This window comes from Alicyclobacillus dauci (assembly GCF_026651605.1).
Taxonomy (GTDB): Bacteria; Bacillota; Bacilli; order Alicyclobacillales; family Alicyclobacillaceae; genus Alicyclobacillus; species Alicyclobacillus dauci.
Window position 1 is genome coordinate 2,135,023 of sequence record NZ_CP104064.1, and the last position, 20,454, is coordinate 2,155,476.

The 20,454-nt window shown below is 50.9% G+C and carries 24 protein-coding genes and 3 tRNA genes; 20 read left to right on the forward strand and 7 right to left on the reverse strand.

The window, feature by feature from the left end:
• Nucleotides 1-51: 51 nt before the first annotated feature.
• A complete protein-coding gene (cls, locus tag NZD86_RS10660) occupies nt 52-1,497 on the forward strand; it encodes a cardiolipin synthase (RefSeq protein ID WP_268046508.1) in 1,446 nt (481 codons plus the stop codon).
• A 25-nt stretch (nt 1,498-1,522) separates the two neighbouring features.
• Nucleotides 1,523-2,185, forward strand: a complete 663-nt coding sequence (gene rpiA, locus NZD86_RS10665) for a ribose-5-phosphate isomerase RpiA (protein WP_268046509.1) — start codon at nt 1,523-1,525, stop codon at nt 2,183-2,185.
• A 149-nt stretch (nt 2,186-2,334) separates the two neighbouring features.
• On the opposite strand, the gene NZD86_RS24740 is transcribed toward rpiA, so the two are convergent.
• Nucleotides 2,335-2,481 (reverse strand): adenylyl-sulfate kinase, encoded by a 147-nt coding sequence (locus NZD86_RS24740; protein ID WP_407655249.1) that lies wholly within the window; start codon nt 2,479-2,481, stop codon nt 2,335-2,337.
• A 77-nt stretch (nt 2,482-2,558) separates the two neighbouring features.
• Here NZD86_RS24740 and rfbB point away from each other — a divergent pair, with 77 nt between their 5' ends.
• Together rfbB and NZD86_RS10675 are read left to right on the forward strand one after the other, a co-directional pair.
• On the forward strand, nt 2,559-3,503 hold the full coding sequence (rfbB, locus tag NZD86_RS10670) for a dTDP-glucose 4,6-dehydratase (protein WP_268046510.1): 945 nt from the start codon (nt 2,559-2,561) through the stop codon (nt 3,501-3,503).
• A gap of 156 nt (nt 3,504-3,659) precedes the next feature.
• Nucleotides 3,660-4,574, forward strand: a complete 915-nt coding sequence (locus NZD86_RS10675) for a Gfo/Idh/MocA family protein (RefSeq protein WP_268046511.1) — start codon at nt 3,660-3,662, stop codon at nt 4,572-4,574.
• A gap of 105 nt (nt 4,575-4,679) precedes the next feature.
• Here the strand turns inward: NZD86_RS10675 and NZD86_RS10680 are convergent, their stop codons facing one another.
• A complete protein-coding gene (locus tag NZD86_RS10680; protein ID WP_268046512.1) occupies nt 4,680-4,961 on the reverse strand; it encodes a hypothetical protein in 282 nt (93 codons plus the stop codon).
• A 130-nt stretch (nt 4,962-5,091) separates the two neighbouring features.
• Here NZD86_RS10680 and NZD86_RS10685 point away from each other — a divergent pair, with 130 nt between their 5' ends.
• From NZD86_RS10685 to NZD86_RS10715, 7 genes are all read left to right on the forward strand, one after another.
• Entirely contained in the window at nt 5,092-5,283 is a 192-nt protein-coding gene (locus tag NZD86_RS10685; protein WP_268046513.1) for a hypothetical protein, read from the forward strand.
• Between the two features lie 151 nt (nt 5,284-5,434).
• Complete coding sequence (locus NZD86_RS10690) at nt 5,435-6,109, forward strand: TVP38/TMEM64 family protein (RefSeq protein WP_268046515.1); 675 nt, start codon at nt 5,435-5,437, stop codon at nt 6,107-6,109.
• Between the two features lie 76 nt (nt 6,110-6,185).
• Entirely contained in the window at nt 6,186-6,626 is a 441-nt protein-coding gene (locus NZD86_RS10695; protein ID WP_268046516.1) for a MarR family winged helix-turn-helix transcriptional regulator, read from the forward strand.
• A gap of 14 nt (nt 6,627-6,640) precedes the next feature.
• Nucleotides 6,641-7,507 carry an NAD(P)-dependent oxidoreductase gene (locus NZD86_RS10700; protein WP_268046517.1) on the forward strand — a complete coding sequence of 289 codons (867 nt, stop codon included), beginning with the start codon at nt 6,641-6,643 and terminating at the stop codon, nt 7,505-7,507.
• The gene (locus tag NZD86_RS10705; protein ID WP_268046518.1) at nt 7,504-8,043 is read left to right on the forward strand and encodes a D-glycero-alpha-D-manno-heptose-1,7-bisphosphate 7-phosphatase; all 540 of its coding nucleotides are present in this window, start codon (nt 7,504-7,506) and stop codon (nt 8,041-8,043) included. The genes NZD86_RS10700 and NZD86_RS10705 overlap by 4 nt, the downstream gene beginning before the upstream one ends.
• Before the next feature lie 40 nt (nt 8,044-8,083).
• Nucleotides 8,084-8,329: a hypothetical protein gene (locus NZD86_RS10710; RefSeq protein WP_268046519.1), complete on the forward strand. Its 246-nt coding sequence runs from the start codon at nt 8,084-8,086 to the stop codon at nt 8,327-8,329.
• 75 nt (nt 8,330-8,404) lie between these two features.
• Nucleotides 8,405-9,538, forward strand: a complete 1,134-nt coding sequence (locus tag NZD86_RS10715) for a glycosyltransferase (RefSeq protein WP_268046520.1) — start codon at nt 8,405-8,407, stop codon at nt 9,536-9,538.
• 39 nt (nt 9,539-9,577) lie between these two features.
• Here NZD86_RS10715 and NZD86_RS10720 read toward each other — a convergent pair whose 3' ends face one another.
• Both NZD86_RS10720 and NZD86_RS10725 read right to left on the reverse strand, forming a co-directional pair.
• Nucleotides 9,578-10,627, reverse strand: a complete 1,050-nt coding sequence (locus NZD86_RS10720; RefSeq protein WP_268046521.1) for an LCP family protein — start codon at nt 10,625-10,627, stop codon at nt 9,578-9,580.
• Nucleotides 10,628-10,786: 159 nt separating this feature from the next.
• The gene (locus NZD86_RS10725) at nt 10,787-10,969 is read right to left on the reverse strand and encodes a hypothetical protein (RefSeq protein ID WP_268046522.1); all 183 of its coding nucleotides are present in this window, start codon (nt 10,967-10,969) and stop codon (nt 10,787-10,789) included.
• Between the two features lie 189 nt (nt 10,970-11,158).
• Between NZD86_RS10725 and NZD86_RS10730 the strand changes: the two genes are divergently transcribed.
• Nucleotides 11,159-11,386 carry a hypothetical protein gene (locus tag NZD86_RS10730; protein ID WP_268046524.1) on the forward strand — a complete coding sequence of 76 codons (228 nt, stop codon included), beginning with the start codon at nt 11,159-11,161 and terminating at the stop codon, nt 11,384-11,386.
• Nucleotides 11,387-11,473: 87 nt separating this feature from the next.
• On the opposite strand, the gene NZD86_RS10735 is transcribed toward NZD86_RS10730, so the two are convergent.
• Nucleotides 11,474-11,842, reverse strand: coding sequence for a hypothetical protein (locus NZD86_RS10735; protein WP_268046525.1), 369 nt, complete (start codon nt 11,840-11,842; stop codon nt 11,474-11,476).
• 138 nt (nt 11,843-11,980) lie between these two features.
• Here NZD86_RS10735 and cax point away from each other — a divergent pair, with 138 nt between their 5' ends.
• The gene (gene cax, locus NZD86_RS10740) at nt 11,981-13,039 is read left to right on the forward strand and encodes a calcium/proton exchanger (protein ID WP_268046526.1); all 1,059 of its coding nucleotides are present in this window, start codon (nt 11,981-11,983) and stop codon (nt 13,037-13,039) included.
• Between the two features lie 14 nt (nt 13,040-13,053).
• Entirely contained in the window at nt 13,054-13,701 is a 648-nt protein-coding gene (locus NZD86_RS10745) for a DUF502 domain-containing protein (RefSeq protein ID WP_268046527.1), read from the forward strand.
• Nucleotides 13,702-13,808: 107 nt separating this feature from the next.
• On the opposite strand, the gene ilvA is transcribed toward NZD86_RS10745, so the two are convergent.
• The gene (gene ilvA / locus NZD86_RS10750; RefSeq protein ID WP_268046528.1) at nt 13,809-15,038 is read right to left on the reverse strand and encodes a threonine ammonia-lyase; all 1,230 of its coding nucleotides are present in this window, start codon (nt 15,036-15,038) and stop codon (nt 13,809-13,811) included.
• Nucleotides 15,039-15,162: 124 nt separating this feature from the next.
• On the opposite strand from ilvA, the gene hisC reads away from it, so the two are divergent.
• Nucleotides 15,163-16,251 (forward strand): histidinol-phosphate transaminase, encoded by a 1,089-nt coding sequence (gene hisC / locus NZD86_RS10755; protein ID WP_268046529.1) that lies wholly within the window; start codon nt 15,163-15,165, stop codon nt 16,249-16,251.
• Nucleotides 16,252-16,432: 181 nt separating this feature from the next.
• Here hisC and NZD86_RS10760 read toward each other — a convergent pair whose 3' ends face one another.
• On the reverse strand, nt 16,433-16,783 hold the full coding sequence (locus NZD86_RS10760) for a hypothetical protein (protein WP_268046531.1): 351 nt from the start codon (nt 16,781-16,783) through the stop codon (nt 16,433-16,435).
• A gap of 66 nt (nt 16,784-16,849) precedes the next feature.
• On the opposite strand from NZD86_RS10760, the gene gltX reads away from it, so the two are divergent.
• From gltX to NZD86_RS10785, 5 genes are all read left to right on the forward strand, one after another.
• A complete protein-coding gene (gene gltX, locus NZD86_RS10765) occupies nt 16,850-18,340 on the forward strand; it encodes a glutamate--tRNA ligase (RefSeq protein WP_268046533.1) in 1,491 nt (496 codons plus the stop codon).
• Nucleotides 18,341-18,516: 176 nt separating this feature from the next.
• Nucleotides 18,517-18,590, forward strand: a tRNA-Gln gene (locus NZD86_RS10770).
• Between the two features lie 4 nt (nt 18,591-18,594).
• A tRNA-Glu gene (locus NZD86_RS10775) sits at nt 18,595-18,669 on the forward strand.
• A gap of 8 nt (nt 18,670-18,677) precedes the next feature.
• Nucleotides 18,678-18,753, forward strand: a tRNA-Lys gene (locus tag NZD86_RS10780).
• A gap of 122 nt (nt 18,754-18,875) precedes the next feature.
• Entirely contained in the window at nt 18,876-20,453 is a 1,578-nt protein-coding gene (locus tag NZD86_RS10785) for a hypothetical protein (RefSeq protein ID WP_268046535.1), read from the forward strand.
• The last annotated feature ends 1 nt before the right edge of the window (nt 20,454 follow it).

Genomic DNA, 20,454 nt, shown 5'->3' on the forward strand with positions numbered 1-20,454 from the left:
GTAAGAGTCCATTACCTCCATCATTCGGGTTCTAAGTCGAGGGGTTATATAATGGTGTTACTGTACTTGATTTGTGTCTTTATCTTCGTCATTGATTTAGCAACTGCCGCGACCATCATCTTTGTTGAACGGCAAAACGCCGCTGTTACGTGGGCATGGCTAATGGTCTTGCTCTTTATTCCTATTGGTGGATTCGTTCTCTACCTTATTTTTGGTCAGCACGTGAGTCGTATTCGAGTATATAAAATGAGGAAACGAAATCGGAGACTTCTTGATGCACTGCTCGACCACCAGCGTGAGGCTTTGACACAAGGGCAAATGACTTATAATGATCCAAATGCGCGCAACTATGAGGACCTTGTCTATATGAACTTGGTCGGTAGTTATGCGTTTTATACGCAAGACAACAAAGTGGAAATCTTTACGGATGGGCGCAACAAGTTCGCAGCTCTCCTGAAAGCCATTGCTGAAGCCAAAGATCACGTACATATCGAGTATTACATTTTACGGGATGATAAACTGGGCCAACGCTTGATTGAGGTACTCGCTGAGAAAGCAAAAGAGGGGGTAGAAGTACGCCTGTTATATGACGCTGTGGGGAGCACCTGGACATCAAAGCGGTTGTTTGACCCACTCATTCAAGCGGGGGGCTCTGTTGCTGCGTTCTTTCCGTCGAAAATTCCGTTTCTCAATTTTCGTATGAACCACCGGAACCATCGTAAACTTGCTATTATCGATGGGCGAACCGGCTTTATCGGCGGATTTAACATTGGTGACGAGTACCTGGGGTTGGACGAACGGTTTGGTGACTGGCGAGACACACACCTGCGAGTAGTGGGAAGTAGTGTACTGGAAATGCAGGGGATCTTCTTACTCGACTGGAACTCCGCATCACATAAAGAATTGCCCATGATACCTCGCTATTTTCCAACCGAGGAATATGACGGTGACGTGGGCATTCAGGTTGTGTCGAGTGGTCCCAACAGTCCGTGGGAGCAGATTCGCAATGCGTATATTAAAATGATCTATGCTGCCAAGTCGACTGTCTATATTCAAACACCCTACTTCATTCCAGACGAGAGTTTGCTCACGGCGCTAAAGAGCGCGGCGTTGTCCGGTATCGATGTGCGACTCATGCTCCCGCTGAAACCGGACCATCGCCTCGTGTATTGGGCATCAAAGTATTATCTTGGTGAACTCTTATCTATCGGCGTAAAATGTTACTTGTACGGAAAAGGGTTTATGCACGCGAAGACAATGGTGATCGATGGTAAACTAGCCTCTGTTGGAACGGCTAACATTGACATTCGGAGTTTTAAATTGAACTTCGAAGTGAACGCGATGATCTTCGACTCGAAGACAGCGTCGGAACTGCACATGATTTTTGACCACGATTTACAGTATTGTGAAGAATGGACATTGGACAGTTATCGCCGCAGACCGCATTTGAGCAAGATAGCAGAGTCGTTCGCACGCTTGCTGTCACCCATTCTATGATTTTGAAACGGGGATGACGTTGACGTTGAATCAAAAACAAATTGCTGGAGAACGAGCCGTCGAGTTTATTGAAGACGGCATGGTTGTAGGGTTAGGAACGGGGTCGACAGTTTACTTCAGCTTGCTGGCCTTGGGTGAACGTGTAAAAGCTGGTTTGCAGATTCAAGGGATTCCGACTTCAGAGGCGACAACTAAACTGGCCAAACAGTTGCAGATTCCCTTGACCGACTTTGCTGCACAACCGGTGCTAGATATTACAATTGACGGTGCAGATGCAGTACTGCCGGACCTCAGTCTCATCAAAGGCGGGGGTGGGGCTTTGTTGCGCGAAAAGCTCGTAGCGTCTGCATCTAAAAAGATGATTGTCGTTGCCGACGAGTCAAAGCAGGTGGCGACGTTCGATCACGCCGTCATCCCAATTGAAGTTGTGCCATTTGCTTGGGAGACAACGGCCGAGCGGATCAGGCAACTTGGTGGACGTACTCATCTCCGCTGCCAAGGTGAGCAGGTATTTGTGACGGATAATCATAACTTCATTCTCGATACGACTTTTGCTGAAGTGGGAGACGTTGCTGCTCTGCAACAATCCTTAAAGTTACTAACGGGCGTTGTTGAAACAGGACTATTTCCAAACTTAGCCGATATGGTCATTATCGGGACGACAGACGGTGTACATATTCTATCTTAGTTTCTGTTCCTATTGCGGCCCTGGGGAGCGGCGCCGGAAGTGTCGCCATTGCGACACCTGAACGACGCCACCTGGGCCGACTCATATGGCGGTAACTCCTTGGACTTCACATAGACTTCGATAAACGCTCCGTCATCGAACGGCATTCTTTACTCGTGCCGATCCGCTCGAAATGGAGATATACATTTATAGCCCTTTCGTAAGTCGTCACCATCCAACCAGTACGTGTGAACTCCTTCACATTGCATAGTACGCTTGAGTGCGCGCGCCAAGGCGGATTTTCCCGCACCTATCAGTGGTACTGTTTGTACATTTCTTTAATGGTGGCAGAGTGGGTTTGACTGGTCGACGACGAACAGGTAGGTGATCATATATGAGGCGAATTCTCGTTACGGGTGGTGCCGGGTTTATCGGCAGCAATTTCTGTCGGTACCTGATGCGAACCTACACGGATATCGAAGTTGTCAACCTGGATGCCCTGACGTATGCAGGTAACCCATCCAATCTTGATGGAATGACTGGTCCATACCAGTTCATCCACGGAAACATCTGCGACGCCGGCACGGTCCGGCGGGCGCTTATGGGTGTACACGCTGTCGTTCACTTTGCCGCAGAGTCACACGTGGATCGTTCCATTCAATCCACCGCAGAGTTTGTTCATACGAACGTGGAGGGGACCCGCGTTCTCTTGGAATCCGCTTGCGCTGTGGGGATCGACAAGTTTGTTCATGTGTCCACCGACGAGGTGTACGGTAGCCTTGGAGAACAGGGCGTCTTTCGCGAAACTAGTCCAATTGAACCAAACAGTCCGTATTCGGCATCGAAGGCAGCGTCCGATTTGTTGGCGCGAGCCTACTTTAAAACGTACGGGCTGCCAGTTTGCATTACGCGTAGCTCGAACAATTATGGACCGTACCAGCATCCTGAAAAACTCATTCCCAAGTTGATAACGTACGCCATCGAAGGCCGTAAACTCCCCATTTACGGCGACGGGACGAACGTACGAGACTGGATGCACGTACTTGACCATTGTCGTGCCATCGATTGTGTTCTGCAGCGTGGAACGCCGGGCGAAATCTATAACGTGGGAGCGAGCAACGAACAGAGCAATGTTGATATCGCGAAGCAAATTCTTGCTTGTCTCGGGCTGGATGAATCTCTCATTGAGTACGTGCCGGATCGGCCTGGACACGACTGGCGCTACGCCATTGATGCGTCCAAGATAATGCAAGAGCTTGGTTGGCGACCTCGTGTGGACTTTCACCGAGGATTGGCGGAAACCGTGGAGTGGTATGTTCAACACGGCTTGGTGGGATGACCGTGGAGCCACTTAAAACAGATTCGCTGCAACTCGCCGCACCGCGGCCGCGGCACTCCGTTCTTGGACAAAATGCCACGAGAAGTTTGGGCCTTCCGGTTCTGCCTTGTTGGCGGGAGCCACTGAAAAAGTTTCATGCGAAGGGGAACTGTTGGGATGAAAATAGCCATGATTGGCCTGGGCGATATCGCAAAAAAAGCTTACCTTCCTGTTTTATGCACGCGCCCGGACATTGAGATCCATCTTTGTACGCGAAACAGGGAAGTTCTCCGTCAAGTCGGAGATATGTATCGAGTTCCCTGTGAACGGCGTCACGACAATGTGCTTGAACTCTTGGATCAAGGTCTGGACGCTGCGTTTGTTCACACGGCCACGGATGCGCATGTTTACATGGTTGAGCAACTGCTTGAGCGGAACGTGGATGTTTATCTGGATAAACCCATTGACAACTATTATGAGAACAGTGAAAAGCTTGTTGACTTGGCGTATCGTCGACGTTGTGTATTCATGGTTGGCTTCAACCGCCGTTATGCGCCGCTTGTTCGCGACCTGACTACTCGCGCAAAACCTGAAATCATCGTGATGCAGAAGCATCGCTCACAATCACCGGGGCCTGTTCGTCAGGTCATTATGGACGATTTTATTCATGTTGTTGACACACTTCGCTTTCTGATACCAGGAGAAATTGATGCGTTTCAAGTACGTCATCGCGTGGATGCAGGTCAACTTTTACATGTTGTAGTCCAGTTGTCGTCACAATCTTGTACGGCTATCGGCATGATGAATCGGGTGAATGGAATGTCTGAAGAAATCCTCGAGGTGATGGGGTCAGGATCAAAATGGAAAATAACCGATCTTCGCGAGACGATACACTACATAAGTGGGGAAGAACACCGTACGAAGGTGGGCGAATGGACGAGCGTTGGTACCGTTCGGGGATTTCAAGGTATCGTTGAAGCGTTCTTGGAAGCAATTCGTCATGCGAGGGAAACAGGTCGCATCGAGCGCGCAACCGATGCCCTGTTAACCCATGAACTCTGTGAGCGGATGATCAGGCAAATTGAACTTTAGGAAACATGTCGGGGAAAGATTGGCCTGAAGAACCACAACAAACAGGGACGACGGGATACGTTTGTGGTTCTTCTCGCCAATCTCAATAAGGTGACGTTTTCGATATCAGTAGGCAACATTCCCGCGGTATTGTAAAACAATTTCTTGAATTTGTTCGACGGCCTCTGGAGGCAGATGCTTGATTTCTTCCGCAAGTCGGACCCTGTTGGCTAACTGTTCTGCCGTCATCTGTCCGTCCATGAGATTCATCAATCGCCGACGCTGATTGACTACGTTTGTAGATACCCTGTACAGTTGTGCGATTTCGGCGTCTGACTTACCGAGATCGTAAATGAGGTGACGAAGTTCCTCACGAGGGATCAGACTAAAGGTTGAGTAAGGTAACATTTTAACGATTCCCTCCTGAACATGATTGTGTGTATAATAACCAATTATTCCATTTAATATGTGTATACCCTCGCTCGTATAGCTGGGTTTCCCGGGGGAACCTTATGGTTGAAAACAAGGGGGGCTATATGTGCAGGGAGAATCACATCGGATTCCGGGACCGCGATTTCGGCGGATCGACGAGCAACATTTGGCCGCGTGGGACGAAGAGAATGTGGACAAACTTGGGATTCACAGGAAGGGCACTGAATCTTCACTTGTCCCAACGGAGGAAGATGCGGCCCGCATGGGTCGGGGCCGCAAGGACACAGCCATCGACTAGGATGAAGGCGGGTAATGACACCCGCCTTGTTTCGTAGGTTTTTGCCCCCGTATACCTTTCATACCCTCGTTAGAATGAAACTGTTTGAAGCTTTGGGCGTAGTCTGATAGTGTAAACGACAGAGTGCCTTTTATAGCGAGGGGAATACAGGGTGGCATTTGCAAAACAAGTTCTCACCGACTGGCGAGCCATTTCAATGGTCCTGTTCGGTGTCCTGATGGTGGGCGTGTTACTTTTTTTAGACCGACATCATAAAGTTTCCCAGCTCATCCGGTCATGGGGATTCCTGGGTGTGATTATAGCCATTCTCTTGATGTTGATTTGGTGTTTGACACCGATTCCGTCAGAAGGACTTCTAATCATCTTTCTTCGTGTGTTTGGTGTGACGTGGGGGACATTATACGCTTGGATCGGGTCCACGCTGAGTGCTTGTGTCATTTTCTATGTCGCGCGCCATTTTACCCGTATGTGGTTGTCCAGAGTGACTTCACACGAACGATTTGAACAAGTTAATTTATGGGTAAAGGATTGGGGGAGTCTGGGGCTGTTGTTTGCCAGAATGCTTCCAGTCCCTGCTTTTGTGGTGAATTATGCGGCTGGTATGGTACCGGCTATCGGAATGTGGACGTATTTGTGGACGGCCGTCGTCTCTATCATGCCATACTACCTGGGTGTTGCGCTTGTGTTTCAAGGTGTCTTTGGCAACTGGGTTTACGCCGCGGTAGGTGTTGTGCCCCTGTTGATTGTCGGGCTCATTGGTTTATTTGTGCGTCGACGAGGCAACCTGCAAACAGATTGGCAACGTCGTTTCTCGAAATGGCAGTGATGGGCCTACCTGTGTGGCATCGACAGGAGGCAGTCGCTACAATTGAAATAGTATTCCTTTTGAGGGTGATGCGGCTGTGAATAGCTCCGACAATATGGAAAACGTAAGCAGACTCGACACGATTCTAGAGCGACTGGTTCGAATTATGAAAACACGCTCAGAACCTATTGGGTTGACGACGACACAGTTTTTTGTTCTTCGTTACCTGGATTTCACGCAGCAAGCGAAGTCGTCTGATTTGGCGCGAATCGCAGGACTCAGTCCGGGGGCCATTACGCAAGTTTGCGATGAGTTGGTGAGGCTCGGATTTGTGGAGCGGGTGAGATCGAAAGAGGATCGTCGTGTTGTGTTTGTGGAGTTAACGGAAGCTGGCCGTTCAAAGCTGAAAGCCATTTTGTCCCAACGGGCTATTCGGCTCGGGCAATTAATGGACAAGTTGGGCGCCGAAGATGCAAATCGGCTCATCGAATTATTGGAACGACTGGTCGGCATTTTGAACGCCGAGTCCAAGTCGTAAGGAGGATCAGGACGATGAGAATCGGCTGGATTGGCCTAGGAAACATGGGCGTGCCGATGGTTCGCAATATCGCAAAGTCTGGACTGTTAATTCAGGCATACAATCGCACACCAAAAGATTTGGATTTGAATGGTGCCGAGCTCGCCACGGGTCTGTCGACCGCTGTACATAAGAAAGACACGGTTGTCATCATGGTTTCGGATGCAGCGGCCGTAAATGATGTACTCTATCATCAGGGTGCCATTGACAATCTTACCAAGGGAACCCTGATTGTTAATATGAGTACCATCGGTGTTGACGAAACACAAACGCTTGCAGATGATTTGCGATCACGTGGCTTTCGATTTATGGATGCACCGGTACTCGGCTCGACCAAGCCAGCTGCTGACGCGACGTTAACTGTTGTCGCAGGCGGGGAGAGAGCGGACTTTGAAGAAATGACGGCGTTGTTTGACGCTGTTTCCAAAGCGGCGTTTCATATTGGGCCAGTCGGTAAAGGTGCCGCAATGAAACTCCTCGTCAACACGTTTTTGGGTCTCAGTGTGCAGGCGCTCGGGGAATGTATCACGTTTGGTCGCCACAGTGCATTGTCACCTGACCTGGTTTTGGATGTCCTGGAGACGAGCGCAGTGTGGTCACCTATGCTTGCAGGGAAACGACAAAAGGTTATCAGCGAAGACTACAGTGCTCAATTTGCACTTCGTCACTTGACGAAAGACCTTGGGCTTGCGATTCGGCAGGGAGACCTAACAGGTGCGGCAATGCCTGCCGCGACGAGGACCCATGAAACATACACCGCAGCGCTGAATGCCGGGTATGGCGATCACGATATGATAGCCATCATTCAATATCTTCAAAGTTTGTCTGAGGCCGACCGATGAGGGCGGCTGTGTTTTTGGATAGGGACGGCGTCATTAACGACCATCGTCACTTCGTAAATGGTCCAGATGACCTATATTTGTTTCCCTATTCAGGCAAGGCAATAGCGGAATTGAATCGCTCGGCGTTTTTTGTGGGTGTCGTAACCAACCAAGGTGGAATTGGTCTGGGATATTCAACGGAAGAGGCGCTTCACGAAGTACATAACAAAATGCAGGACATATTGGTTGCCGATGGGGCGCATTTGGACGCCATTCACTACTGCCCCCATGCGCCAAAAGCAGGGTGCACGTGTCGAAAACCAAAGCCAGGAATGATTTTAGAGATGGCGAGCCAGTATCACTTAGACCTCGAGAGGTCTTATATGGTAGGCGATCGCGATGTCGATATCCTGGCAGGCAAGCGCGCGGGGTGCAAAACCGTGTTAGTTGGTGAGGCTGAATTGCCAGACTCGCTTCGCCCAGACGCACATTGTTCGGACCTATTGTCCGCGGTTGAATGGATTCTTCAAGATACAGGACAAAACCCGCAATCATAGGCTGTAGGGATCGGCTTTGGAGACAGGGAGGTCCTGTGTCATGGAGTATGTTCCACATCTTGACTCAGACGCTTTATATCGATGGTATGAGGAGTCTGAGGAACCACTGTGGTTGACGGTTGCAAATAGTCATGTATTATCGTGGTGGCTGCGCGAAAACCTTGCACAACATGAAAATTGGTTTACCAAGGGGTACCCGACGCTCGCCCCTTATTACCCGATTGGCAGTCCCAACCAAGGCGAAATCGATCCGATGGCACAATACATGAGCTATTGGTGGCCATAAGGCCCGTCAGGAGAGGCCTCGGCCTCTCTTTTTTGTGGTATAATCCACAGGCGTGTGACCGAAGGAGTTGTCAGTTTGGACTTAAGCATTGTCATTCCATCATACAATGAACGCGATAATATTCGGCCCATCGTAAGTCGCATCCACGAGGCGCTTCGCGACGCGTTTGTCGATTATGACATATGGTTCATCGACGATAGCACGGACGAGACGGTGGACGTACTGCAGGAAGTGGAACAGGTTGACGAGCGTGTTCACGTGCATCACCGTAACGACGCTCGTGGACTGGCGAGTGCCGTTGTGGATGGGTTTGAATTGGCTAGAGGGACCTATGTCATTGTGATGGACGCGGATCTGCAGCACCCACCGGAACTGCTCCCCAACATATATAAGCACTTAAAGGACGGTACCGATATCGTCATTCCCAGTCGTTTTGTCCACGGCGGTTCTGACGGGGGACTGGGTCCTTTCCGAAAGTTTGTCTCGTGGATCGCTCGAGTCATGGGGCAGATCGCCCTGCGTCGGCTCAGGAAGATTTCCGACTGTACAAGCGGCTTTTTTGGACTTCGTAAGGAGATTTTAAAGAATGCTGACTTGGATCCCATCGGCTGGAAAATTCTGATTGAGGTGCTCGTCAAAGGGACGTACAAGACAGTACACGAAATCCCCTACGAGTTTCTCGCTAGGGACGCTGGTGAATCGAAGATGAGTCTGCGGGAACAGTGGAATTATTTTCGCCACTTGTTGCGACTCGTGTCCCAAAGCCCGAGTGACAGGCGATTTATTTTGTTCTGCGTTATTGGAGCGAGTGGGGTCGTCGTGAACATGATCGCGCTCGCTGTTCTGAAGTACCTTGTTCACATGAACGATGTCGTTGCATCCGTGATTGCCTCTCTTGTGGCAATGGCCAGCAATTACATATGGAACGATCAAATCACATGGCGTCAAACGACGAGTGATCGAAGTTGGAACGTGAAACTTCCGCTGTTCGTTGCCATTTCACTGGTGGGCATCGCGATCACGACACTTGTCATGCGTGGGTTAAGAGACCTGCACGTTCCCGTTCTCATTGGACAGGCTGTCGGTATCCTCATTTCGACTGTGTGGTCATACACGATGAACAATCGACTGACGTGGCGAGATCGGGATGGGGCGACACGTGATGACGTGATTGTGACCCGTGAGGAACAGAGCGTGCGATCCGTCTAACCGCACTGTTGGTTTCCGCGAAACAGCACCTCCCCAACACTACTGTTGGGTGGAGGTGCTGTTTTGGTGGAGGGCATTTGGCTCCTGCGGATAGACCCAGTCGCGTGTCTGTTCGGGGTCCTGGATGGGGTTGCTTTGAACGATACCGTCCTCGAAGAACTGCTTCGCCACAAAGCGTGCCTGTTTCGGATTGACAACCCAGTAGCTCAAATCGTCCGAGTCTAAAGGTTCCGGATTGTGAAACGAGCCGGGTAAAGTTTCGTGGATCGTGTCATATGTCGCATATGCTTTTGCCCGGCTTGCTAGCTTGCCAACTTCAATGACGGACATGTCCGTTTCCATGCTTGAAGCGAGATCGGAAATCATGCCCGGTATTTTCGGAATGGTTTCCGGACGCAGTAATTGCGTCTTTAAGGCAACCAGAAAAGCTTGTTGGCGGGCCGTGCGACCGATGTCACCCAGTGCGTCGTGACGAAATCGGACGAAGCCGAGTGCTTGCTCGCCATTCAATTGTTGGCGCCCTGGTTTCAAGTCGATCACGCCGTGTGTCGTATCCCCAGTAATGTAGTGCAGTCGTCGTGGAACATCGATGGGGACGCCGCCGATGCGGTTGATGAGATGAACAAGTCCGTCAAAGCGTGTGATGGCATAGTGATCGACAGGAAGGCCAATGAGGTTCTCCACGACTCGCGCCGTCAACTCTGGCCCTCCTTGCATGAGTGCATCATTGATCTTGTGGTAGCGTCCGTCTGGAAAAGCAACCTGAGTGTCTCGTGGAATGGATAACAGTTCCATCCGGTGATTTTTCTCGTCGATACTGGCGACGCACAGCACGTCTGAATTGCCTAGCGGGTCGCCTGCCCGCGCGTCTGTGCCAATCAAGAGAATTGTGTTTCGATCGGGGTCAGTTGGATGGTGTGGGCGGAACGTTCCTTGAGCCGCGTGAACACGCGGATGCGTTAGCAGTCCGTTCGAAGCGATGAAGGCTACGAACAGGCCCAGTGACAGCGCTAAGGCGATGACCCCGCCGAGGAGACCGATGGGCGCGCGTCTTCTGCGACGCGTGTTTCGATCACGATGATCCTTCATGAGCGGGACACTCCAATCTATATTTCATCCAGTGTAGTGTCTGAGCCAAAGGCCGATATTATGCAGCGGGCAGACCGCGATACGCGTTTCCCGATGTAAATGGGCAAATAAAAAAGCCTTCGCGGAAAGCGAGGCTTTTCAAAGAATATAGAACGTACGTTAATGTTTCAGAACGGTGTTGCATTCTGTGCAGACATAGCGATACTCTTCCGCCACTGTTCGTGCCGAAACTGGCAGATCTTCGCGAACGACGACGCTTGAATCGACTTGAACGAGGTGTTCTTCGCGAAACCATGTGTTGTTACAATTAGGACAATGTACTGCATGTGAACTGCTTGCCATTATGTCATCTCCAGAAAGATCAGTCTTGCACTGCTAGAATTATTATAAGATGACTAGCCCGGGGGGTCAAAAGCCCCGAAGGCGACCCATTCGTGCTATGATGGGAGTGCATTCATTCTTGAATCGAGACTGGTCGACAGTGGAGTCCTGCTGTTCTGGGTGCAATGTGAATTTATATGGGGGACAATCATGAATTACGGATTTCCTGATTGGATGTTTGCTGCAATCGCCATCGCAGCTTATGAGCTGGCTGCATGGGTGAAACATCGATTTGACGTTCCGCAAGTGATGCTGATTGCATACGCAATTATTATAATATGTGCCATCATACTTGGTATTCGGTATATCATTCGTGGGGTTCGTCGCAGGCGGAACTCCGATCAAGATCAAGACCCCGACGACTGGCGAAACTTTTAAGTAACAGAAAAGAGCGCTCGGATTCGAGATTCGAGCGCGCTCTTTTTATAATATGCTCCCGTCGAATACCGTCATATTACGGTGTGGTTATGAGGACGTTTCGAGGTACGCCTCAAGTTGCTTAGCAAACGGGCTTGATAATCGTGTGTAGAAAGAGACTTGGGATTGTTCAACAACCCCTGCAGGGGAGACTAGGTGAAGGATGCTGGCGACAATCTTGTATGCTCGACCGAAGCCATCCGGTCTTGTGCTGGATATGGAGCGCACATGTCGCGTAAACTCTTTGTTGTCGCATTCGGTGAATCCGATTATGTTTTCCAGCGCGATTCGATACGTCGTATGGCCCCGCTGTTGGATAAATTCCTTCGTAGTCAACTGGTACTTAACATTGTTTCGGACTTCACTGCGTTTTAGTTCGCCACGCAACATCTTCACTTTGGGAAAGCGATACATCATACATGCGCCACCTTTAACCAAATGAAGTTATGAATGTGATTGTACCATAAGGGCAAGGCGGGGTGCCCATAGATTTATGTCGATGAGCCTGTGTTTCTGTTACCATAGGTAGTAAATTTTAAAAGTGGGTGTCTGAAGTTGAATCGATGGATGAGTATTCTGGCTGTTGTTCTCGTTGCCGCGAGTGCTGTAGCGAGATTCAGCCATATCAGTCCAATATGGCAGTTTTTTATTTCAGCGGTCGCCATTGTGCCTCTTGCTGCCATTATGGGCCAAGCTACGGAGTCTATCGCCGCCCATGCAGGTCCCCGGTTGGGGGGGCTGTTATCTGCTACGTTCGGCAATGCGGTGGAATTAATTATCGGTATTTTTGCACTGCGTCAGGGCCTCAGTACGCTTGTCAAAGCATCGATTACCGGTTCCATCATCGGCAACCTACTGTTTGTCTTGGGCCTCAGCTTTTTCGTTGGGGGGATTCGACACCCAATCCAATATTTTAATATCCGTGCGGCCCGGAGCAATGCATCCATGCTGATGCTGGGCGTTGGGATTGCGTTTGTTGTGCCGAGCATTTTTACGCAAATGCCTCTTCGTAACCCATACACGTTATCGTTCGGCGTTGCAGCTGTGTCGCTCATCATTTATCTGCTGGGCCTTCTCTTTAGCCTGTTTACGCATCGAGAAGTGTTTGCCTACATCGAGGATGAAGCGAGCGAGGAAGAAGAGGTCAAGTATAAACTTTGGACGGCTGTCGTTCTGTTGTTTTCCGCAACGATTCTCGTCAGTATCGAAAGTGACTGGCTTGTCGAAAACGTGAAATCTATCGCTGCAGGACTCGGCTGGAGTGAAGTATTCATTGGCGTCGTGGTCGTTGCCGTCATCGGTAACGCAGCTGAACATGCGTCCGCCGTTTGGATGGCATGGAAAAACCGGATGGACCTGTCTCTGGAAATTGCGGTGGGGAGCACACTTCAAGTGGCTATGTTCATCGCCCCGGTGTTATTTTTCTTGGGCCTCATCATCGGAAATCCATTTCAATTGAGTTTTTCATGGCCGGAATTGGTCAGTATGACTGCAGCCGTTCTGTTAGTGGTGGTGTTAATGGTGGATGGCGAATCCAACTGGCTCGAAGGAGCGATGGCTGTCGGGGCGTATCTCGTACTGGCTGTTGGATTCTACACGTTGCCGAGCTTGTGATCGGAGGCGCAATTATGAAAGTAGTCGTCAGGGGAATCGCCAAGCATTTTGGTATCGGCCTGGCAACGGTTTTACCGTTTGCCTTTGCAATTTGGGTGGTCGTCTTCGTCGTCAATCAAATTGACGGTCTCGTAGGTTTCTACGTTCCTTGGACGGGGGTACACATCCCCGGACTTGGTTTCGTATTGGTGCTCTGCTGTATCACGGCCATCGGGCTGTTATCTCGAATTTACATCAGCCGAGTGCTGTTTAGCTGGGCAGATGCCCTGTTTACTCGAATTCCAGTCGTCAAGTCGCTCTATACGACTGCCAAAGAATTGCTCCAAAACGTCATTGGCCGTAGAAGAGCCTTCCAAGAGCCAGTGTTAGTAGAGTGGCCCGACGAGCGAGCACTCGTTCTCGGCTTTATCACTGGCGAGCATCTCCCAAATGGCATGGATCCAGACGGCACACGCGTGTCTGTGTACTTGCCAAACGCATTTCAGTTCGCCGGTGCTACAGTCATCGTTTTGAGGGACAGAGTTCGACCTTGCGGTATGACCGTTGAGGAGGCGCTCAAATTTTCCCTATCCGCAGGGCTTGGTCAAGCGACGGGTCAAGTCAAAAGTGATTCTTCGCCAGATTTGTTTCATTCACCTTCGGGGCGAGACGTGCAGTTGTGAGTCACCGTTGGGGCAAGTTTTTGGTTAGACGGATGCCATTTGCATCACACAATCAGGGCTGTTCTCGCAGGCGCTGCACAGTCCCTGCGAGAACAGCCCGTTGTGGTTCAATTGCGGGCGACCGGCTCGTATCCAGCTTGGGTCAATGTGTTATAAATTAAATCAATATGTGCTTTATCGCGTGTTTCTAGGTCCAACTCAACTTCAGTCTGTCCGAGGTGGATGTGCGTGCCTACACGATGGTGGTTCACCGATAACACATTCGCCCGAAGGGTTGCGACGATATCGAGCAGATCGCGAAGTGAACCAGGCCGATCATCCAACGTAACCGCCATACGAAGATATCGGTTTGATTCGATCAGTCCATGCTCGATAATTCGTGAGAGAACAGTGACATCGACGTTGCCACCTGAGAGGATGCAGACGACGTTACCGAGATTGTTTGGGATTTTCTTGTGGATGGCAGCGGCGATGCACGCCCCTGCTGCACCTTCAGCGACAAGCTTGCACCGTTCGAGCAAGAGCACCATGGATCGAGAAATCTCCTCTTCCTCGACGGTCACAATGTCGTCGATGTAACGAGTGGCCAGCGCATAAGGAATGTCTCCTGGTCGACGAACGGCAATGCCGTCAGCGATAGTCGATTTTGCATCGATGGTTTCGAGATGACCAGCATCCAGCGCATGCCGAAATGAGGCGACAGCGCTTGCCTCAACCCCGTAGATTTTCACGTCCGGACGCAGCGTTTTTACGGCTAGTGCGATCCCTGCTGCGAGTCCACCGCCGCCCATTGGAATGACAATGGCGTTCACTTGGGGAAGTTGGTCGAGAATTTCTAGGCCGATTGTCCCTTGTCCTGAGATGATGGCGGGATCGTCGAAGGCGTGGACATATGTATATCCGTGCTCCTGCGATAGTTCGCGTGCGTGTCCGTAGGCGTCGTCATAGGAATTTCCGGACAGAACCACTTTCGCCCCGTAGCGCTGTGTCGCCGAGATTTTGGCTAGACTTGCGCCTTCCGGCATGACGATGGTGCAGGGCGCTCCGACATCGCGCGCAGCGTAAGCCACGCCCTGGGCGTGATTACCGGCAGATGCCGCAATGACACCACGTGCCCGCTCTGCGTCACTGAGCGTTGCGATCTTGTTGAAAGCACCGCGTAGTTTAAATGAACCCGTCTTTTGCAGATTTTCGAGCTTCAGATAGATTTCGTTATCGGAAAACCGAGAAAATGTAGCGGAATAGTCTAACGGTGTTTCTTGAATCACACCGTGAAGGCGCTGTCTAGCTTGTTTAATGTCTTCTAAAGTCGGTTCCTGTTGCGTATGATTGTCCACTTCGACTATTCCCCCTCAACCACTCACATAATCCCGCCATAGTCGTTTGGCGTAAAGAGTGATAAAATGGCCTGAGAATTTCCGGTGATGCATTACACCGCTCTTGATCGTACTGGAGGTGTTTATGATTTTCAACACGCAAATTCAAGTTCGTTCCAACCTCAAGGATATCGAACCTTATCAGCCGGGTATCAGCGATGATACGTTGCGCAAACAATTTGGCTTGCAGCGCCTTGTGAAGCTGAATTCAAACGAAAATGCACTGGGTCCATCACCACTCGCAATCTCCGCTATCGAACAGGATCTACACAAGTTGCACTTATATCCGGACGGCGGCAGTCACTTGCTGCGAGAAGCGATTGCAGCATTTCACGGCGTTCGCGAGGAGCAGGTTTTTACCGGCAATGGCTCAGACGACATTATTAAGCTCGTCTCTGAGACGTTTCTCGAAGAAGGCGACGAAATTGTCGTCCCGGATCCTTCATTTTCTCAATACCAGTTCGGTGCGAACATTATGCGTGCTACTGTCAAGTTGGTTCCCCTCCGTGAAGACTTCACCTACGACGTAGAGCGTATGCTTGAAGCGGTCACTCCGAAAACAAAGCTGCTTTACTTGTGCACACCGAACAATCCAACAGGGACACTGCTCCAGGGCAGTCAATTTACTTGGTTGATGGAGCGTCTTCCCGAGCATGTGTTTGTCGTTGTCGATCTCGCCTACGACAATTACGCGACGGACGAAGCGCGCTTCCACGTTACCGAACAGGCGCTTGCCTATCCGAATGTATGTTACATGTACACGTTCTCCAAACTGTACGGTCTGGCCGGGTTAAGAGTTGGCTATGCGCTTGGGAATGAGCAGGTCTGGGAATTCGTCAATCGAGTGCGCGAACCGTTCAACGTCAATCGGGTTGGACAGCGAGGGGCTGTAGCTGCACTTCAAGACGTCGATCACGTTCGTCGTTCTCAAGAACTCGCAGCATCCAGTCGGGTGCAGTACGCGACGCTGGAGGAAAACGGGTTTACGGTGATTCCGTCACAGGCGAATTTCAGCTTGGTGAGGGTGGGAAATGGCAGGGCCGTATTTGAACGGCTTAAGGAACAAGGAATTTTAGTTCGTACCGGATTTCACGGGCTCGAGTCGTACGTAAGGATCTCGTACGGACTGCCTGAAGAGAATGAAATATGTATTGCTGCATTGAAAGCCTTGTAATATTGCGTATGGACTCGTAAAAACTATGACGGCCCCCTATGGTAAACCAACCAGATTAGGGGGCCTTGTAACCAATCAGATTACTGATTTCGCCTATTATGTTACCTATTGACCCCATCTGTCGACAAGAGGGGGTTATTGGCAGCATATGCATTCGTTTCATTTTTGAGAAATGCCCAAATTAGTTCTGGCCTTCAATGCTGCCGAGTGGCTCTTTAAAGTCGGGTTCGTCGGTGGCAGCTTGTCGATCCGACGTGATCATGTTGGTGTCCCGGTAGCGCCCGATGAACGCTTGACCAGGTTTCCAGTCAGAAACCTTCCCCAGCCGAGTTTCATTGTGGGCAGCACCATATGGTCCCTCGGGGAATTCTTCTGAAGCCAAGTCGTAGGCGGAAGACTGAACGGCCCACAGTTCGGCATTTGGAAAGTCGTTGTCGTTGTCTTTTATGGGGCCAGGGTTGTATGCACCCGAATTGGGGCTCTCAACGACCTGGCTTTGTTGTGGTTGTGTCTGTGGTTTATTATTTTGCATGCACGCTCACCTCAAGAGTAGTGTGCACCAGCAAGTTGACGGTATCCGAAACAGGAGGCAATTTGGATGGACAAGCAAGTGAGAGTGCGTTTTGCCCCAAGTCCAACCGGAGCATTACACATCGGCGGTGCGCGAACCGCCTATTTTAATTGGCTATATGCGAGACAACACAAGGGGGTGTTCGTTCTCCGAATCGATGATACCGACCGGGCGAGATCGACTGAGGAGTCCTATCATCAAATTCTCGACAGTTTTCGTTGGTTGGGCCTTGATTGGGACGAAGGCCCGGATGTAGGGGGACCATTCGGTCCGTACCGCCAGTCGGAGCGGATGTCGATTTATGAGGGGCAGTTAGAGCGGCTTCTCTCCGAAAACAAGGTTTACCCTTGTTTTTGCACGCCGGAGGAACTGCAAGCGGAGCGGGAGGCAGCCCAACGGGAAGGAAGGGCACCGCGCTATTCCGGGAAATGTCGGCATTTAACTGAGGACGAAGTTGCCGAACGCAAGCGCAGTGGGGCTTCCTACGTTTACCGACTGCGGGTTGAGTCGACTGGTGAAACCGTCGTACGTGACGTGATTCGCGGTGATGTTGTGTTTCAAAATATGGAGATCGATGATTTTATTATTTGGAAAGCGGACGGTACACCGACGTACCATTTTGCCTCTTGTGTAGATGATGCGCTGATGGAAATCACACACATCATACGTGCTGAGGAACATCTCTCGAATACACCGCGGCACGTCGTTCTGTTTGAGGCACTCGGTTTCGACATTCCGTTGTTTGCCCATGTGCCCATGATTTTGGCGCCGGATCGCAGTAAGCTCAGTAAACGACACGGTGCAACCAGTGTTTCAGAGTACCGCGAACAGGGAATTCTTCCGCAGGCACTGGTGAATTATTTACTTTTGCTCGGTTTTTCACCTGGGGATGGAAATGAAGTTGTCACGCCGGAACAGGCCATTGAACTGTTCCGCTTAGAGAGCGTGGCGAAACATGCGGCCGTCTATGACGTCAAGAAACTGGAGTGGCTAAATGCCCAATATTTTCGGGCTCAGTCACCGGACGTTGTGTTACACGAGCTGTGGCCCGAAATGGAGGCTAGGGGTCTTGTCTCGAACACGGAGACTTCGCGCGAACGAATTGCGTGGATTCGTACCATTATTGAATTTGTCTTAACGCGAAGCCGAAACCAGAAAGATTTATTAGAAGGAATTGGGTACTACTTTGAACCCGTCACATCTTACGATGCGAAAGGTGTTAAGAAGCAGTTTGGTGACGCTGAAGTTCCGGGCCGTTTGCGGGCGGTGGCGGATCGCCTGATGCGTGTCGCACCATTTACGACGAGCAATGTAGAAGACGCGTTTCGTGGGCTAATCGAGGAGTTGCACGTGAAGGGCGGCCAACTGATTCACCCAACCCGTTTGGCGTTGTCCGGTTTGACTGTCGGGCCCGGATTATTTGATATCATGGCTCTGCTTGGACTCGAGGAGTGCGTTTCGCGCTTGCGATTGGCAGCGGATCGTATTGATGAAAATAACATCGTTTTGCGTGACTGACTTCCTTTATCATCAGAGAGAGGGGTATCTTCAGGGCCAGGCCGTGAGGTGCTGGTCCTTGAAGGTCACTCGTGCCCGGATGGAATTGTATATAAATGGTTGTGACAGAATAGACATTTATGCTTGACAATAGTCGTGATGACACGTATAGTTATATGTCGTTGACGCTACTTCGTTGCCGAATGGTGTAATGGTAGCACGACTGACTCTGACTCAGTTAGTCTAGGTTCGAGTCCTAGTTCGGCAGCCATGACGGCCCTATCGTCTAATGGTTAGGACGCCGCCCTCTCACGGCGGTAATAGGGGTTCGAATCCCCTTAGGGTCACCACAAAGTGCGGGTCATTAGCTCAATTGGCAGAGCATCCGACTCTTAATCGGCAGGTTGAAGGTTCGATTCCTTCATGACCCACCAAATGAAACAAAAAGCGATTTTCCGAATGGAAAGTCGCTTTTTGTTTTGGTACCGTCTTGCCGCAAAATTTTAGGGTGGCAGTGACCCGAACGTGCAGGATTTCGACTTTCTCGGTATGATGGATGAAGATAACACGACAGGTTGCGGAGGAGACGGATTTCTTGCGAAAGCAGATGTCTGGAGCAGAGCGGAGACAATGGGTGGATCGGTTGTTGGAGCAGTATGCACCACTCGTCTGGAATTCCGTTGCTACTCGTTATGATTCGGAAACAGAGGCGGAGGACGCCTTCGTCTATATCTTTACCCTCATCATCTTGAAGCTCAATCGGCATACCATTGAAACGCTCTCCGAGGACTGGATTCGTGCCATGATCGACGAGGGATTGCAAACAACCCCTCCGTCGCTGCCACCTCTGGAACAGGAATTCAAGGATGAAGAATTGCACGGTCAAGACGGGGAGTCAGGTTCGTGCGAGAATCCGATCCCACTCCACCTAAATCGACGAGCGCAACAAATGATGCGAGCTCAGATCGCCATGCAGGAAGCGCTGCGCCATCACAAAGGTCCGTTGTGGTCGAAAATTGGCGCCACGGTTGCAGTTCTAGTGGGAATCGTTGGGGTTGGGTACGGTGTCAGTGATCGTGTGTACGCCCATTTCCATCACACGGAACCCGTTGAAGCGAGCTCGGAACAGGGGAACACGGGGCATGTTGTCGGGGAACTTTCGGCCACACCTGTAGGCTTGTATCAGTTGCCTAGCCTCTCCACCGTCGATCTCAACCATGTGTCCGTCGGACAAAACGCGTTATTTGTTTCACGTCTTGCGCAGAGCGTGGATTCATGGCCGCGCATCGATTCCGATGAACATCCATTTGCCACTGCGGACAAGCCGCTCGGGACGCCTTCAAACTCGTTCAGTATGGAGTTGGTTCCGCCTATGCAGAGGAGTGCGAAGCAAGGAGCGAAGGGTTGGCAAATCAGCAGTTGGCGTGTGGAACCGATGGACCATTGGCTGATTGGCATCGTTTCTTGGACCGATGGGTCGAAAGGGCACGGTGTCGAACAGATTTATGCGCTCAACACGGATAATGGGAAATACAGTTTGGTCCAAACGCTGACGCCGGAGGCAGGCGTGTCCAATCAGTTTGTTGTGGCGGTGGGCGACGGCCGTGTCATTGTCCAGTCGGGGCTCGACGACGGCACGGGTGCACCGCCTCTTGGACTGCCCATTCTGGTGTATGCGTTAAACGGCAGCGATCCGCTGCACGCCTGGACCCAATCGGGTCAGATCCCCGCTTCTTTTGGGTTGATGCAGACCCCGATAGCGACAGCAGATGGAATTGTCTTTCAGGGGATCGTGGGGAAGGACGAAACGAGTGCGGCGAATACAGCAACTTGGTATGAATTGTCCTGGAACGGGCAGTTGAGCCATCTCTACGGGCCACCCGTGGATGGCCAGTCCCATTGGGCTGTGCGGGGCAGCACAGGGACACTGTGGTGGGTTGAGACGACCCCTGATGCCTCACAAAATCATTCTGGACTGCAAGTTTCAATGGCAGAGCTAGGGGCGAACAAGCCATCAACAGCTGCAAAGAATCTAGATACTTCCGTTGACGGTTTTGCAGTTGACGGCTCATATATGATGTGGATTGTTCCGGATGGACATCAGTATCGGATGGTCGTGGCGCAGGCAGAGTAAA

Bases quoted from the DNA above. Each gene is read 5' to 3' on its own strand.
- hisC (WP_268046529.1), top strand. From the start codon at position 15,163: ATGATTTTCAACACGCAAATTCAAGTTCGTTCCAACCTCAAGGATATC.
- cls (WP_268046508.1), top strand. From the start codon at position 52: ATGGTGTTACTGTACTTGATTTGTGTCTTTATCTTCGTCATTGATTTA.
- NZD86_RS10675 (WP_268046511.1), top strand. From the start codon at position 3,660: ATGAAAATAGCCATGATTGGCCTGGGCGATATCGCAAAAAAAGCTTAC.
- NZD86_RS10760 (WP_268046531.1), bottom strand. From the start codon at position 16,783: ATGCAAAATAATAAACCACAGACACAACCACAACAAAGCCAGGTCGTT.
- NZD86_RS10700 (WP_268046517.1), top strand. From the start codon at position 6,641: ATGAGAATCGGCTGGATTGGCCTAGGAAACATGGGCGTGCCGATGGTT.
- NZD86_RS10725 (WP_268046522.1), bottom strand. From the start codon at position 10,969: ATGGCAAGCAGTTCACATGCAGTACATTGTCCTAATTGTAACAACACA.
- NZD86_RS10730 (WP_268046524.1), top strand. From the start codon at position 11,159: ATGAATTACGGATTTCCTGATTGGATGTTTGCTGCAATCGCCATCGCA.
- NZD86_RS10720 (WP_268046521.1), bottom strand. From the start codon at position 10,627: ATGAAGGATCATCGTGATCGAAACACGCGTCGCAGAAGACGCGCGCCC.
- NZD86_RS10705 (WP_268046518.1), top strand. From the start codon at position 7,504: ATGAGGGCGGCTGTGTTTTTGGATAGGGACGGCGTCATTAACGACCAT.
- gltX (WP_268046533.1), top strand. From the start codon at position 16,850: ATGGACAAGCAAGTGAGAGTGCGTTTTGCCCCAAGTCCAACCGGAGCA.
- NZD86_RS10745 (WP_268046527.1), top strand. From the start codon at position 13,054: ATGAAAGTAGTCGTCAGGGGAATCGCCAAGCATTTTGGTATCGGCCTG.
- rfbB (WP_268046510.1), top strand. From the start codon at position 2,559: ATGAGGCGAATTCTCGTTACGGGTGGTGCCGGGTTTATCGGCAGCAAT.
- NZD86_RS10785 (WP_268046535.1), top strand. From the start codon at position 18,876: ATGAAGATAACACGACAGGTTGCGGAGGAGACGGATTTCTTGCGAAAG.
- NZD86_RS10735 (WP_268046525.1), bottom strand. From the start codon at position 11,842: ATGATGTATCGCTTTCCCAAAGTGAAGATGTTGCGTGGCGAACTAAAA.
- NZD86_RS10710 (WP_268046519.1), top strand. From the start codon at position 8,084: ATGGAGTATGTTCCACATCTTGACTCAGACGCTTTATATCGATGGTAT.
- NZD86_RS10680 (WP_268046512.1), bottom strand. From the start codon at position 4,961: ATGTTACCTTACTCAACCTTTAGTCTGATCCCTCGTGAGGAACTTCGT.